This is a genomic window from Rhodococcus sp. WB9, assembly GCF_007558985.1.
Lineage (GTDB): Bacteria > Actinomycetota > Actinomycetes > Mycobacteriales > Mycobacteriaceae > Rhodococcus_F > Rhodococcus_F opacus.
In genome coordinates, this window is the sequence record NZ_CP041769.1 from 395,001 (window position 1) to 409,129 (window position 14,129).

A 14,129-nucleotide genomic window follows, 5' to 3' on the forward strand; every position below is an offset into this window, starting at 1 on the left:
TGTGGATGCATGGGACCTGATCTGGTAGTAGCCAAGCGATGGGGTGACGCAGGAAGGTAGCTGAGCCAGTCAGTGGTAATACTGGTGTAAGCCTGTAGGGCGAATGGTAGGCAAATCCGCCATTCACACAGCCTGAGAGGTGACGCATAGCCGAATGAGGCGAATTCAGTGATCCTATGCTGCCGAGAAAAGCCTCTAGCGAGCTTTCACACGGCCCGTACCCCAAACCGACACAGGTGGTCAGGTAGAGAATACTAAGGCGATCGAGATAACTATGGTTAAGGAACTCGGCAAAATGCCCCCGTAACTTCGGGAGAAGGGGGGCCTCGTCCGGTGATCACTCTTGCAGTGTGAGCTGGGTGGGGCCGCAGAGACCAGTGAGAAGCGACTGTTTACTAAAAACACAGGTCCGTGCGAAGTCGTAAGACGATGTATACGGACTGACGCCTGCCCGGTGCTGGAAGGTTAAGAGGACCGGTTAGCCAGCAATGGCGAAGCTGAGAATTTAAGCCCCAGTAAACGGCGGTGGTAACTATAACCATCCTAAGGTAGCGAAATTCCTTGTCGGGTAAGTTCCGACCTGCACGAATGGCGTAACGACTTCTCAGCTGTCTCAACCATAGACTCGGCGAAATTGCATTACGAGTAAAGATGCTCGTTACGCGCGGCAGGACGAAAAGACCCCGGGACCTTCACTACAGCTTGGTATTGGTGTTCGGTTCGGTTTGTGTAGGATAGGTGGGAGACTGTGAAGCGCTCACGCCAGTGAGTGTGGAGTCGTTGTTGAAATACCACTCTGATCGTATTGGACCTCTAACCTCGGACCATGATCTGGTTCAGGGACAGTGCCTGGTGGGTAGTTTAACTGGGGCGGTTGCCTCCCAAAATGTAACGGAGGCGCCCAAAGGTTCCCTCAGCCTGGTTGGCAATCAGGTGTCGAGTGCAAGTGCACAAGGGAGCTTGACTGTGAGACTGACAGGTCGAGCAGGGACGAAAGTCGGGACTAGTGATCCGGCACCGGCAAGTGGAAGCGGTGTCGCTCAACGGATAAAAGGTACCCCGGGGATAACAGGCTGATCTTCCCCAAGAGTCCATATCGACGGGATGGTTTGGCACCTCGATGTCGGCTCGTCGCATCCTGGGGCTGGAGTAGGTCCCAAGGGTTGGGCTGTTCGCCCATTAAAGCGGCACGCGAGCTGGGTTTAGAACGTCGTGAGACAGTTCGGTCTCTATCCGCCGCGCGCGTTAGAAACTTGAGGAAGGCTGTCCCTAGTACGAGAGGACCGGGACGGACGAACCTCTGGTGTGCCAGTTGTTCCACCAGGAGCACCGCTGGTTAGCTACGTTCGGAAGGGATAACCGCTGAAAGCATCTAAGCGGGAAGCCTGTTCCAAGATGAGGTTTCTCACCCCCTCGAGGGGGTAAGGCCCCCGGCAGACCACCGGGTTGATAGGCCAGAACTGGAAGCCAGGTAACTGGTGCAGGTGACTGGTACTAATAGGCCGAGGACTTACCACAAAGAAGCTACGCGTCCACTGTGCAGTATCTGAAACAACACACAGATACTCATTTCAACCCCACCGGTCACCCAGCAGGGTGACCGAGTTGAGGGAACAAAAGAAATTGAGTGTGTGACAGTTTCATAGAGTTACGGCGGCCATAGCGGAGGGGAAACGCCCGGTCCCATTCCGAACCCGGAAGCTAAGCCCTCCAGCGCCGATGGTACTGCACCCGACAGGGTGTGGGAGAGTAGGACACCGCCGAACATCCGTTACCGAAAGCCCCCCAACCATGTTGGGGGGCTTTCGGCATTTCACAACACTTTCACCTCAGTAATTACCGCAGGTCTCGGCGATCGTCAGCGCCTTCGCACGCCACTCGACAGCCGGTCCGTCGGTCGGGACGGTCTCCAGCCGGCTCTTCAGCTGCGGGTGCGCGTCGAGGACGGCCTGACGATCGGCAGGAGCCTTCGCGAAGAAGTCCGCCAGCTGCGCCTTACGCTCGGGCGCCTGATCCAGGCGTGCGGCGAGCTGCGGGGTCACGTCGTGCATCGCCCTATCGATCTGCGCGAAGCTACAGGTGCTGTTCACGAGGCGGGCGGAGTCGGAGTCGGCCGGATCCGCGGACGCGATCCCCGGTACCAGCACGGCGGCGGCGAGGGCGCTGGCCGCCGCGATGCCGAGGTGCAGACGTGCTCGTGAAACGTTCATGACGAGTCCTCCAATGTCGGTTGGTATGCCGGGGACACGTTAGGGGTACGAGTTGTGATTCTTCTGAGGACGGTCTGAATCCCGACCCGCAATCACGTCGGGGCGGGCGAAATCATGGACACCACCGGACCCGTCGCTCTTCCGCGGTCGTCCAGGATGTGCCCCAGGTGTTTACCGATCTGCATGACCACCGATCGGTCCGCCACCCTCGACCCGGGTAGGAGCTTCTCCAGGAGCAGTTCGAACCGGTGGACGTCGTTGAGGGTGCGTAACCAGACGGCCATGATCAGGTTGTATTCGCTTGCCACGAGCACCGCTAACCGTACTTCCTCGATCTTGCCCAGCGACGTCCTCAGTCGCTCGACGAGGGGCGCGGGAACCTGCATGAAGTACCAGGCGTAGATCGGCCACTCCGAGTAGCTCCGGGCGATGTCGGTGCGCAGCCGGAGGGAGCCGTCCCGCCGCATCGTCGCGATCGCGTCGGTGATGCGCTGATTGCTGACGCCGGCGCGTTCCGCGATCGCCGTGGTCGGTGCGCGGCCGTCGATGCCCAGTTCGTGATGGATCAGGCGCTTGAGGCCGGGCGCGACCGTCCGCGCTGCGCGGGGCCGCGGGGGTCTGGCGGCGGGAACCTTGGCGACCTGCTCCGCGGACAGCGTCCGCAGCCGCCAGTTCCCGGCCTCGAAGAGCACTTCCGTGATGAGGTGCGTCCGGGCTCGCCGGATCGCCGGATACTCCCCGAGACGGTGGAGCAGGAATCGTGACGTATCCGCCGAATCCTCGGCCATCAGCGTAAGCAGCAGGTCGCGTCCGCCCGCCGTGAAATCGATGCTCGCGACCATCGGATCTCCGGAGATGGCTTCCGCGGTGGCGACGGATTGCCCGGGTGCGCATTCGATTTCGATCAGCGCGCCACGTCCGGGCGTCCCGGCGTCGTATCCGGTGATCCAGATGAGGCCGGCGTTGCGGAGCCGCTGGTACCGCCTCGACAACGTCACGGGGTCGACGGCCAGTGCGGGCGCAAGCGCCTTCCACGATGCCCGCGGCTCGATTTGCAGTGCATGCACGAGTGAGAAGTCGACGTCATCTGGCTCGTAATCCTGCATGCTTTGCCCTTCAATGCCGAGAATGCTGCAAATTTACACGACGGAATTCACGCAGCGGCACTCTTCCATCAGTCCCTTTCCACTCGTCCTCTTGGAGTCGACATGAGTTCTTCGCGCCACATCCGGGGAGGCGACGCTGCCACCGCAGCGGTCGGGTTCCTCGTGGTCATGGAGTTCGCGAGCGGGCTGCTGCAGGGGTGGTTCTCCCCGCTGCTGCCCGCGATCGGCGAGCGCTTCGATGCGTCGTCCGCCGCATTGAACTGGGTGAGCGCCATGTACCTGCTGGGAACGGCCGCCTGCGTGCCGCTGATCGCCAAACTCGGGGACCTCTTCGGGCACAAACGACTTCTCGTGCTCGCCACGACCTCCGTAGCGCTCGGCTCGTACCTCGTCGCGTTCGCGCCGTCCTACGAACTGCTGCTCGTCGGCCGGGCGCTGCAGGCACCGCTCGCGGCGTTCCTGCCGCTCGAATTCGCGATCGTGCGGGACCGCAACGCAGCCACGGCCGGCCGGAGCATCGGCCGGCTGGTCGGGGCACTGACGCTGGGCGCCGCCGTCGGCGGCCTGCTCTCGGGATTCCTCCTCGACTCCGTCGTCGACAGTGTCGCGCTGGTCCTGCTCGTCCCCGCCGTGCTCATGACGATCTGCTTGCCCGTCGTCTACTTCCTCGTCCCGGAGACGACGGTACGGAAGGAAGGAACAGTCGACTGGGCCGGTGCGGTTCTGCTCACGGTGGGTCTGCTCGGCGTGCTCGGCGGTGTGTCGAACGCGAGCACCTGGGGTTGGACGAGCGCGCTGACGTGGTCGTCCATCGGCGTCGGGGCCGCGGTTCTCGTCGTGTGGGTGCTCGTGGAACGACGCGTCCGGCACCCCCTCGTGGACCTCGACGTCATCGGACGAGGGATGCGGGTGCCGATGCTGATGGCGTTGCTGTTCGGCGCCCAGTTGTTCGGTGTCCAGACCCCCTGCGCCCTCTTCCTGCGTGCCACGCCGGCGACGAACGGCTACGGGATGGGTGTCACCGCGTCGGTGACCGGCCTGATCCTGGCGCTGTTCGCGCTCGCGATGTTCGTCGGGGCATCCGTGAGCGACCGGCTCGCCCGATCCGCCCTCACCGTCCCCGGATCCCTCGCCCTGGGTGCTTTACTCTCGGCGGCGGCCTACGGACTGATGATCGTCGTCCCCGGGAACGCCCCACTGTTCGCCCTGTGGCTCGTCGTCGCGGGCCTCGGCGGCGGAGTGGTGGTCGGGGTGCTGCCCACCGTCATCGTGCAGCAGGCGCCGCCGGATTCGGTCGGGATCGCGTCCGGCCTCTACAACACGTCCCGAACCGCGGCGGGAGCCGTGGCCGGGGCCGTGTTCGCCCTCGTGATGTCGTCGATGGTCACCCCGGCGCTTGCCGGTGGCAAGCAGATCCCCTCCGTGGGCGCCTATCACGTGGTGTGGGCAGTGTGTGCGGCACTGTGCGTGCTCACAGCTCTCCTGGCCCTGAAACTCCACCCCCCGGCGACCATCACCGAAAACGACAAGACCTCACATGCCGACAACGAGCAAGTGCACGCCTGACATCCCCCTCTCCCCCCCCGAGAACCCGAACGAAAGGACATCGAAGTGTCTGTCGATCCACAACTCCTCGGCACCATCGACGAACTCGGCCCGCAGTACGCCGCGTTGAGCGACGCCATCTGGGACAACCCCGAATTGCGTTGGGAAGAACACGCCTCCGTCGACGCGCAAATCGCGGTCGCCGAATCCGAGGGATTCACGATCACCCGGGCGGTGGCCGGCATCCCGACCGCGTTCAACGCCGAAGCCGGAAGCGGCCGGCCGGTGATCGCGCTCGTCGGCGAGTACGACGCCCTCGCCGGGCTGAGCCAGAAGTCGGGAAGTGCCGTGCCGGAACCGGAACCCGGCAACGAGACCGGGAACGGGCAGGGCTGCGGGCACCACCTGCTGGGCGGCGGTTCCCTCCTCGCCGCGACCGCGGTCAAGCGCTACCTCGACGCGAACGGCCTGCCGGGAACCGTTCGCTACTACGGCTGTCCTGCCGAGGAGGCCGCCGCCGGAAAGACGTTCATGGTGAAGGAAGGTGCCTTCGACGACGTCGATGCCGCCGTGTCGTGGCACCCCGGCGACACCACTACCGTGCAGCGGATCCGGACGCTCGCCTACGTCCAGGCGTACGTCCGGTTCACCGGCATCGCCGCGCACGCCGGGGTGTCCCCCGAACGGGGGCGCAGCGCACTCGACGCACTCGAACTGATGAACGTGGGCACGAACTTCCTGCGGGAGCACATGCCGTCGGACTGCCGGATCCACTACGCGATCCTCGACACCGGCGGCCGCTCGCCGAACGTGGTGCAGGCGTCGTCCGAGGCGTATTACCTGGTGCGCTCGCCCGACGTGGCAGGCATGCGCGAGTTGTTCGCCCGGGTGACGAAGATCGCCGAGGGTGCCGCGCTGATGACCGAGACGTCCGTCGAGATCGAGATCGACGGCGGGTGCTCCGACATCCTGCCCAACGTCGTGCTCGAGGATTCGATGCAGGAGCGGCTCCGCGAACTCGGGCCGGTTCCCTTCGACGCCGGCGACCTCACGTCCGCCGAAGCGTTCGTCACGAAGACGGCGTCGGGGCGCACGGCGAGCACGCTCGGCGGCGAAATCGAGGGCGACGGTAGCGCTCTGCACACCGGGATCGCCACGTTCGACGCGCGCACGCCGCGGCCGACGATGACCGGTTCCAGCGACCTCGGCGACGTCAGCTGGGTGACACCGTTCGTGCAGTGCGCCACCGCGTGCGTCGGTGTCGGCACCGCCGCCCACTCGTGGCAGATGGTCGCTCAGGGCAAGCTTCCCGCCGCGCACAAGGGGATGATCCACGCCGCCAAGCTCATGGCCGCGACCGCGGTCGACCTCCTGACGGACGCCGAACTGCTGGCCTCGGCGCGCAAGGAGTTCACCACCCGCATCTCCGAGACCCCGTACGACTCACCGCTTCCCGGTGACATCGTCGCCCCGCCTCTGCGCGGCGCAGTCGTCGCTCCGTGATCGTCGCTCGCAACTTCCAGGAAGGAACCCACCCATGACTCTCGCCACCTCCGCAGGCGACACCACCGACGCGCGTACCGAATCGCTGAAGGGGACTGCGGCGCAGGTACTCCGGAACCACGAGGCCGGCCTGCTCGAACTCAGCCACCGCATCCACGACGCGCCCGAGATCGCGTTCGAGGAGCATCGCGCCGCCGCGCTCGTCGGCCAGGCACTCCGGGACGCCGGCTTCGACACCACCGTCGGGGTGCACGGGCTCGACACGGCCGTCGAAGCGATCTACGGCAGCGGCGACCTCACCGTCGCGATCTGCGCCGAGTACGACGCGCTGCCCGAGGTCGGACACGCATGCGGGCACAACATGATCGCCGCCGCCGGTGTCGGCGCGGCCCTCGCGCTCGCGGCGGTCGCGGACGACGCCGGTCTCCGGATCAAACTCCTCGGCACACCCGCCGAGGAGCACGGCAGCGGCAAGATCCCCATGCTCGAAGCCGGTGCGTGGGAGGATGCCACGCTGTCCCTGATGGTCCACGGGGCGTCGGGAACGGACATGCCGTGCGCCTCGCTGTGGATGCAGGCGGTCGACCGGTTCGAGGTCACGTTCACCGGCCGCGCCGCCCATGCCGCCGGCGCCCCCGAACACGGGATCAACGCCGGTGCCGCCGCGACGATTGCGCTGAACGCCCTCGGGCTGGTCCGTCAGCAGTTCCGGGCGAAGACACGGGTCAACGCGTTCGTGTCGCACGGCGGCGAGGTCACCAACATCATCCCGGCCCGGACGGTCGTGCAGGTCGAGGTGCGCGCACCCGAGATCGAGGAATGGCGCGAGGTGAAGGAACGCGTCCTCGCCTGCTTCGAGGCGGGCGCACTCGCGACCGGCTGCGAATGGGACTACGCGGCAACGGAACCGCCGTACGCGCCGATGGTCCAGAACCCGGTGCTCGCGGCGATCTGGGACCGGAACCTGCAGGCCACCGGTCGCGAGCTGACATCCGCCTCGCTGGGCGGCGGTTCCAGCGACATGGGCAACGTGTCCCAGGTGATGCCGGCCATCCATCCCGCGATCGCCGTCCTCGGCAGCACCGCAGTCCCGCACAACGCCGAGTTCGCCGACGCCGCGGTCACCCCCGCGGCCGACGCGGCGATCCTGGACGGCGCGACAGCCCTCGCGTGGACGGTCCTCGACGTCGCGCTCGATCCCGAGGTCCGCGGTGAGCTCCTGCGCCTGCAAGCGGAACGGCCCACAGGATTCACGCAGACCGCGAACTGGGCATGAGCGCCTACGTCTCCCTGACGGATCTCTTCTCGCTCGGCATCGGTCCCAGCAGTTCGCACACCGTCGGCCCGATGCGCGCGGCAGCGGATTTCGTCGACGAACTGCACGGGTCCGGTGGACTCGGCGGGATCGAGTCGGTGGAGTGCGTTCTCTACGGCGCCCTGGCGGCGACCGGCATCGGCCACGGAACACCCGATGCCGTCGTCGCCGGGTGGGCCGGCGCCCGGCCGGAGACGTGCGACCCCGCCGAGGTCCGGGGCGCGTGGCGACGGCTCGGCGACGGGACCACCGTCCTCCTCGGCGGGCGGCACCCGGTGGTCGTGCGGGAACGCGACGTCGTGTTCGCGCCGCTCACCCGGATGCCGTTGCACACCAATGCCTTGCGGCTGCGGGCGTTCGACGCGAACCGTGGTGCCGTCGCCGACCGGGTGTACTACTCGGTCGGCGGCGGGTTCGTCGTCCCGGAGGATGCCGAGCCCGTGATCGAAAACCGGCCCGCCGTTCCGTTCCCGTTCACGACCGCCGGCGAGCTGCTCGAGATCTGCGACGAGACCGGGAACAGCATCGCCGACGTCGCGGACGCGAACGAGGCCGCGCTGATCGGCGCCGCGCGGATTCCGGAGGCGGTCGACCGCATCTGGTCGGCCATGGTGTCGTGCATCGACGCCGGGGTGTCCACCGAGGGCCGGCTGCCCGGTGGGCTGGACGTCGCGAGGCGGGCCCCCGGCCTGTTCCGGCGACTCGGATCCGGGGGCCACGATGCGATCGACTGGCTGCAGACGTACGCGATGGCCGTCAACGAGGAGAACGCCGCGGGCGGACGCGTCGTCACCGCACCCACCAACGGGGCGGCCGGGATCGTCCCCGCCGTCGGCCGGTACTACGAGCAGTTCCTCGCCGACGGCAGACCGGACATCCGCGCGTTCCTGCTCACCGCCACGGCGATCGGATCGCTGGTCAAGGCGAACGCCTCCATCTCGGGAGCGGAGGCGGGCTGTCAGGGCGAGGTCGGATCGGCGTGCGCCATGGCGGCCGGGGCACTGTGCGCGGTGCTCGGCGGGCGGCCGGCGCAAGTGGAGTACGCCGCCGAGATCGCGATGGAACACCACCTCGGGCTCACGTGCGATCCCGTCGGCGGGCTCGTGCAGATTCCCTGCATCGAGCGCAACGGCATCGCGGCGGTCACGGCACTCAGCGCGGCCCGGATGGCCCTGGGCAGCGACGGCAGCCATGTCGTCTCCCTCGACACCGTCATCGAGACGATGCGGCAGACGGGCCTCGACATGTCCGACAAGTACAAGGAGACATCCACGGGCGGTCTCGCGCTGAACGTCGTGATGTGCTGAAACGGGCATATGTACCGAAACGGGCATATCGGGAGTAGTGGCTGAGCCTAGACTCCGAAGATGGAACGCAGTGCGAAGGCTGCACGCGAGCAGCGCACCGATCAACGGTCGACGTTCGACAAGTTCGTCGAGCAGATCGAACTCCGGGTCAGCCAGGCGCCGTTCTTCGGGATCTGCGCCGGGGTGGTGGTCCTGTGGGTCGTCAGCATTCCGCTGTGGAAGGACCTCCACGAGTGGCAGATCGCCATCCACACCGTCGGCGCCGTGTTCACGCTGCTGCTCGTGGTTCTGCTCGAGAATGCGAGCAGGCGTTCGTCCGAGGCGCTGCAGGAGAAACTCAACGTCATCGCCGAGGCTCTCGCGGCGCTGCTCGACTCCTCCGCCCAGGACGACCCCGAACTGAGGAAGGCGGAGGAGAAGCTGCGGGAGGCGGTCGGGCTCGAGGAGCGGCACTAGACCATCCGCCCCTGTGACTCAGCCCACCGAACAGGTAGGTTATGTGTAACCGCGAAAACTACTAACCAGTAGGGGTACGAAATGCCTGTTCCGACCGCCGCCACGTTCGCGCGGCTCGCCGACCTCATCGCCATTCCGGATGCCGCGGATCGCCCGACGCGGTCCGTCGTCGAGGCGTTCACGGGCAAGGAACTGGCCACCGTCCCGATCGGCACGGCCCAGGACGCGAAGGATGCCATCGCCCGCGCCCGGGTGGCGCAGAAGGAATGGGCCAAGCGCCCGGTCACCGAACGCGCCGCGATCTTCCACCGCTACCGCGACCTGGTGCTCGAGAACCGCGACGCCCTGATGGACATGGCTCAGGCCGAGACGGGCAAATCCCGCGCCGCCGCGCAGGAGGAAGTCCTCGACATCTCGATGACCGCCCGCCACTACGCGCGCGTCGCCCCCAAGCTGCTGCGTCCCCGCCGCATCTCCGGCATGCTGCCCGGCCTCACCAAGACGGTGGTGCGATACCAGCCGAAGGGCGTCGTCGGCGTCATCTCGCCGTGGAACTACCCCATGACGCTCGCGGTGTCCGATGCCGTCGCCGCGCTCCTCGCCGGCAACGCCGTCGTCCTCAAGCCCGACAGCCAGACCCCGTACTGCGCCCTGGCCTGCGTCGACCTGCTGTACCAGGCGGGGCTGCCGCGCGACCTGTTCGCCGTCGTCCCCGGACCGGGCTCGGTGGTCGGCACCGCCCTCGTCGAGAACACCGAGTACCTGATGTTCACCGGATCCTCGGCCACGGGTCAGCTCCTCGCCGAGCAGGCCGGTCGCCGTCTCATCGGCTTCTCCGCCGAACTCGGCGGCAAGAACCCGATGATCGTCACCGCCGGCGCGAACCTCCGTGAGGTCGCCGACGCCGCCGTCCGCGCCTGCTACTCCAACTCCGGGCAGCTGTGCATCTCGATCGAGCGGATCTACGTCGAGGAGTCCATCGCACCCGAGTTCACCCGGATGTTCGGGGAACGCGTCCGCAACATGAAGCTCGGCGCCGGCTACGACTTCGGCATCGAAATGGGCAGCCTCGTGTCCGAGGCTCAGGTCAAGGCCGTGTCCAGCCACGTCGACGATGCCGTCGTCAAGGGCGCCACCGTGGTCGCCGGCGGCAAGGCACGCCCCGACCTCGGCCCCCTGTTCTACGAGCCGACCGTCCTGACCGGTGTCCCCGAGGACGCCGAGTGCTACCGCGACGAGACGTTCGGGCCGCTGGTCTCGATCTACCCCGTCGCCGACGTGGACGAGGCGATCGACCGCGCCAACGACACCGAGTACGGCCTGAACGCCAGCGTGTGGGCGGGTACCAAGGCGGACGGTGAGGCCATCGCCGCCCGGATCAAGGCCGGAACCGTCAACGTCGACGAGGGTTACGCCCCGGCATGGGGCAGCACCGGTGCGCCGATGGGCGGAATGGGAGTGTCCGGCGTGGGGCGCCGTCACGGCGACGACGGACTCCTCAAGTACACCGAACCGCAGACCATCGCGACCACCCGCATCCTCAACCTCGGCGGTCCGCGCGGACTGTCGCCGAAGGTGTGGGCCAAGATCATGCCGCCTTTCGTGAAGGCGCTGCAGTGGATTCCGGGCCGCTAGACGTGGACAGCGCGCGCATCCTGATCGACGTCTCGCCCGGCGAGGTGTGGGACGTGGTGACCGACGTGGAGGGCATGGGCCGGTTCAGCCCCGAGAACACCGGGGCGCGCTGGACGTCCGGCACTCCGGCGACCGTGGGGGCGCGGTTCGTCGGCGCCAACCGGCACGGGCCGGTGCGGTGGAAGACGCACTGCACCGTCGTGGATGTCGTTCCGGGTCAGACGTTCTCGTTCGAGGCGGACGAGCCGAAGGCACGCTGGACGTATCACCTCGAACCCTCCGGCGCGGGCACACTCGTCACCGAGACCCGGGAGATCTACGCAACGCCCGTCTGGTGGGTGCGGCTGGTGCAGAAGTCGAAGGTGCTGGGCAGCAACCGCGACCAACTGATGCAGGACGGGATGAGGCAGACCCTCGAGCGCATGAAAGTCGCCCTCGAGAGCTGATTTTCCACCCTGGGGTGCCGATTCTTCACCCTAGGGTGGCTGGCGTCGCTGTCCGCAGGGCCTGAGACTGGACCATGTCCACACCTCTCGGAGGCGCCTCCCATGAATCCTCGGCCGACACCCGTCGAAGCTGGTCGGTCGTGCCCTGACGTCCGCCGTGAGGACGTGTGGTTCCCCTCGCGGGGACAGCGCTGCGCAGCCTGGCTGTACCGGCGCCATTCCGAAACCCCTACGGCAGCACCCTGTGTGGTGCTCGCGCACGGCTGGAGCGGGGTGCGCGAGCAGAGACTCGACGCGTTCGCGGAACGGTTCGCGGCCGCGGGAGTCACGGCGCTGGTGTTCGACTACCGCTACTTCGGTGCCAGCAAGGGCGAACCCCGCCAACTGCTCGACATCGACAGTCAACTCGACGACTGGGACAGTGCCGTCGCGTTCGTGCGCAGCCGCCCGGACATCGACCCCAGCCGCGTCGCGCTCTGGGGAACGTCACTGTCCGGCGGACTCGTCCTGACGGCGGCCGCGCGGGACCGGCGCGTGGCCGCGGTCGTGTCGCAGGTTCCGTACGTCGACGGTCTGACGAACCTTCCGCGACTCGGCATGGCCGGGCTCGGCCGCATGGCGATCGCCTACCTGCGGGACCGGTACGCCCAGGTGCGGCACCGGCTGCCGTACATGTTTCCCGTCGTCGGGCCGCCGGGCTCGTTCGCGGCCATGACCACACCCGACGCGGAGGCGGGATATCACCGGATGGATCCGCCCGGTTCGACGTGGCGCAACGAAACCCCGGGGCGGGTGGCGTTGCAGGCAGCGCTGTACCGGCCGACGACGACGGTCGCGAAGATCGCCTGCCCCGTCTTCTTCGCCATCGCCGACCACGACGTCGTCACGTTCACCCGCAGCGCGAAGAAGGCCGCGGCCAAGACCCCCGACGCCGAGGTGCACGTGTACCCGGGCGGTCATTTCGACCCCTACTTCGGCGACCTCTTCGAGCGGGTGGTCGCGGACGAGACCGACTTCCTCGTCCGCCACCTCCGTCCACCGGCGGGCTAGCCACTCACCGTGCCGAACTGTTCGCGCAGAACGCCTTTGACGACCTTGCCGCTGGCGTTGCGAGGCAGTTGGGGGAGGACCTCGACGAATTTGGGTCGCTTGTAGCGGGCGACCCGGCCGTCGAGCCAGTCCGCGAGGACGTCGACCTCGAGCGCCGCACCGGCCCGCGGGACGACGACCGCGACGGGAACCTCACCCCAGCGCTCGTCGGCCCGCCCGATCACGGCGACATCCAGGATGTCCGGGTGCGCGGCAAGGGCATTCTCGACCTCGGCGCAGTAGATGTTCTCCCCACCCGAGATGATCATGTCCTTCTTGCGGTCCACTACGTACACGAACCCATCCGAGTCCACCCGCACGAGATCGCCGGAGTGGAACCAGCCGCCGTCGAACGCGTCCGCGGTCGCGTCGGGGTTCCGCCAGTACCCCTCCATGAGTCCCGGTCCGCGGTAGACGATCTCACCGATCTCGCCCTGCGCCACGTCGTTCATCGATTCGTCGACCACGCGCATCGCCACGGTGTCGATCGGTTTCCCGACCGAGCCGAACTTGCGCACGGCGTCCTTGCCGTCGAGCATGCACGTCACGGGCGACATCTCGGTCTGGCCGAAGAACGCGACGATCGCGGCGTCCGGGAAGGCGGCGTACAGGCGGTCGAGCAGGGTCGGGGTGGCCGGCGCGGCGCCCCATCCCAGTACCCGCAGTGCGAGGTCCCGGCCGCCCGCACCGATGCCGTCGAGGATGGCCTGCCACTGGGTGGGCACCATGAACACGCTGGTCACCCGCTCCCACTCGAGTGAGTCGAGCACATCGGTCGCGTCGAACGCGCCCGTCGGGTGGATCACAATGGTGGCGCCGATCAGCAGGAACGGCCCGACGCTGCCGAGGGCTGCGATGTGGAACAGCGGGGACGAGACCAGGTTGACCTCGGACTCGGTGTCGAACAGTCGCCATCCCCGGATGAGAGTCAGCGCCTGCGCCTGCAGATTGAGGTGCGACAGCACCGCGCCCTTCGGACGACCGGTGGTGCCGGACGTGTACATGATGGCGGCGGGGGAGTCTTCCGCCACCTCCGCGATCGGGACGTCGGGATCGGCTGCGCGCAACTGCGTCTCGAGCGAGACGTCGTCGGAGGCGTCGCCGACCACGAGAACCGGCACGCTGTCGTCGACCTCCGCGGCGAGACCGGTGAGTGAATCCTCGACGACCACGACGGTGGCGTCGCTGTCGGCGACGATGAACCGCACCTCGCCGGGGCTGAGCCGGAAGTTCACCGGGACCGCGATCGCACCCAGGCGAGTCGCGGCCAGCATCACCTCGAGGAACTCGGGGCGGTTGGTCAGCAGCAGCACGACCCGGTCGCCGCGGCCGACACCGCGGGCGGCGAGGACGGCGGCCGTCCTCGCGCTGCGGTCCTCGAGCTCACGCCAGGTGGTCGAGGTGCCCCGAAACCGCAGCGCCACCGAATCGGGTTTCGCGAAGGCGTGCCGGGCAACATGATTGGCCCAGTGTGCACGCCGGGACGCGAACGGTTGCGCGTGCGACGTCACCGTCAT

The 14,129-nt window shown here is 67.3% G+C and carries 11 protein-coding genes and 2 rRNA genes (1 of these 13 only partly in view); 10 read left to right on the plus strand and 3 right to left on the minus strand.

What is annotated here, in order from left to right; translation table 11 throughout:
* Positions 1 to 1,518: ribosomal RNA gene (locus tag FND50_RS01930) — 23S ribosomal RNA — on the plus strand; it begins 1,613 nt to the left of the window's first position.
* A 131-nt stretch (positions 1,519 to 1,649) separates the two neighbouring features.
* A 5S ribosomal RNA gene (gene rrf / locus FND50_RS01935) occupies positions 1,650 to 1,766 on the plus strand.
* Positions 1,767 to 1,829: 63 nt separating this feature from the next.
* Here the strand turns inward: rrf and FND50_RS01940 are convergent.
* Both FND50_RS01940 and FND50_RS01945 read right to left on the minus strand, forming a co-directional pair.
* The gene (locus FND50_RS01940) at positions 1,830 to 2,210 is read right to left on the minus strand and encodes a hemophore-related protein (protein ID WP_144284569.1); all 381 of its coding nucleotides are present in this window, start codon (positions 2,208 to 2,210) and stop codon (positions 1,830 to 1,832) included.
* 92 nt (positions 2,211 to 2,302) lie between these two features.
* Positions 2,303 to 3,316 (minus strand): Lrp/AsnC family transcriptional regulator, encoded by a 1,014-nt coding sequence (locus FND50_RS01945; RefSeq protein WP_144284570.1) that lies wholly within the window; start codon positions 3,314 to 3,316, stop codon positions 2,303 to 2,305.
* Between the two features lie 102 nt (positions 3,317 to 3,418).
* Between FND50_RS01945 and FND50_RS01950 the strand changes: the two genes are divergently transcribed.
* The 8 genes from FND50_RS01950 to FND50_RS01985 all read left to right on the plus strand — a co-directional run bounded on the left by FND50_RS01950 (position 3,419) and on the right by FND50_RS01985 (position 12,573).
* Positions 3,419 to 4,882, plus strand: a complete 1,464-nt coding sequence (locus FND50_RS01950; RefSeq protein ID WP_144284571.1) for an MFS transporter — start codon at positions 3,419 to 3,421, stop codon at positions 4,880 to 4,882.
* Between the two features lie 45 nt (positions 4,883 to 4,927).
* A complete protein-coding gene (locus FND50_RS01955) occupies positions 4,928 to 6,364 on the plus strand; it encodes an amidohydrolase (RefSeq protein ID WP_144284572.1) in 1,437 nt (478 codons plus the stop codon).
* Between the two features lie 34 nt (positions 6,365 to 6,398).
* A complete protein-coding gene (locus FND50_RS01960; protein ID WP_144284573.1) occupies positions 6,399 to 7,640 on the plus strand; it encodes an amidohydrolase in 1,242 nt (413 codons plus the stop codon).
* A complete protein-coding gene (locus FND50_RS01965) occupies positions 7,637 to 8,986 on the plus strand; it encodes an L-serine ammonia-lyase (RefSeq protein WP_144284574.1) in 1,350 nt (449 codons plus the stop codon). Before FND50_RS01960 ends, FND50_RS01965 begins: the two co-directional genes overlap by 4 nt.
* Before the next feature lie 60 nt (positions 8,987 to 9,046).
* Entirely contained in the window at positions 9,047 to 9,442 is a 396-nt protein-coding gene (locus FND50_RS01970) for a low affinity iron permease family protein (RefSeq protein WP_144284575.1), read from the plus strand.
* An 81-nt stretch (positions 9,443 to 9,523) separates the two neighbouring features.
* Positions 9,524 to 11,077 (plus strand): succinic semialdehyde dehydrogenase, encoded by a 1,554-nt coding sequence (locus FND50_RS01975; protein WP_144284576.1) that lies wholly within the window; start codon positions 9,524 to 9,526, stop codon positions 11,075 to 11,077.
* Positions 11,078 to 11,079: 2 nt separating this feature from the next.
* Positions 11,080 to 11,523, plus strand: a complete 444-nt coding sequence (locus tag FND50_RS01980) for an SRPBCC family protein (RefSeq protein WP_144288953.1) — start codon at positions 11,080 to 11,082, stop codon at positions 11,521 to 11,523.
* A gap of 273 nt (positions 11,524 to 11,796) precedes the next feature.
* Positions 11,797 to 12,573 (plus strand): alpha/beta hydrolase, encoded by a 777-nt coding sequence (locus tag FND50_RS01985; protein ID WP_260850877.1) that lies wholly within the window; start codon positions 11,797 to 11,799, stop codon positions 12,571 to 12,573.
* Here the strand turns inward: FND50_RS01985 and FND50_RS01990 are convergent.
* Positions 12,570 to 14,129, minus strand: coding sequence for a long-chain-fatty-acid--CoA ligase (locus tag FND50_RS01990; RefSeq protein WP_144284578.1), 1,560 nt, complete (start codon positions 14,127 to 14,129; stop codon positions 12,570 to 12,572). The two genes, FND50_RS01985 and FND50_RS01990, sit on opposite strands and share 4 nt — an antisense overlap.

Excerpts from the sequence above, each read along its gene's own strand:
- FND50_RS01990 (WP_144284578.1), bottom strand. The coding sequence starts at position 14,129 with ATGACGGTGACGTCGCACGCGCAACCGTTCGCGTCCCGGCGTGCACAC.
- FND50_RS01975 (WP_144284576.1), top strand. The coding sequence starts at position 9,524 with ATGCCTGTTCCGACCGCCGCCACGTTCGCGCGGCTCGCCGACCTCATC.
- FND50_RS01965 (WP_144284574.1), top strand. The coding sequence starts at position 7,637 with ATGAGCGCCTACGTCTCCCTGACGGATCTCTTCTCGCTCGGCATCGGT.
- FND50_RS01960 (WP_144284573.1), top strand. The coding sequence starts at position 6,399 with ATGACTCTCGCCACCTCCGCAGGCGACACCACCGACGCGCGTACCGAA.
- FND50_RS01970 (WP_144284575.1), top strand. The coding sequence starts at position 9,047 with ATGGAACGCAGTGCGAAGGCTGCACGCGAGCAGCGCACCGATCAACGG.
- FND50_RS01945 (WP_144284570.1), bottom strand. The coding sequence starts at position 3,316 with ATGCAGGATTACGAGCCAGATGACGTCGACTTCTCACTCGTGCATGCA.
- FND50_RS01940 (WP_144284569.1), bottom strand. The coding sequence starts at position 2,210 with ATGAACGTTTCACGAGCACGTCTGCACCTCGGCATCGCGGCGGCCAGC.
- FND50_RS01950 (WP_144284571.1), top strand. The coding sequence starts at position 3,419 with ATGAGTTCTTCGCGCCACATCCGGGGAGGCGACGCTGCCACCGCAGCG.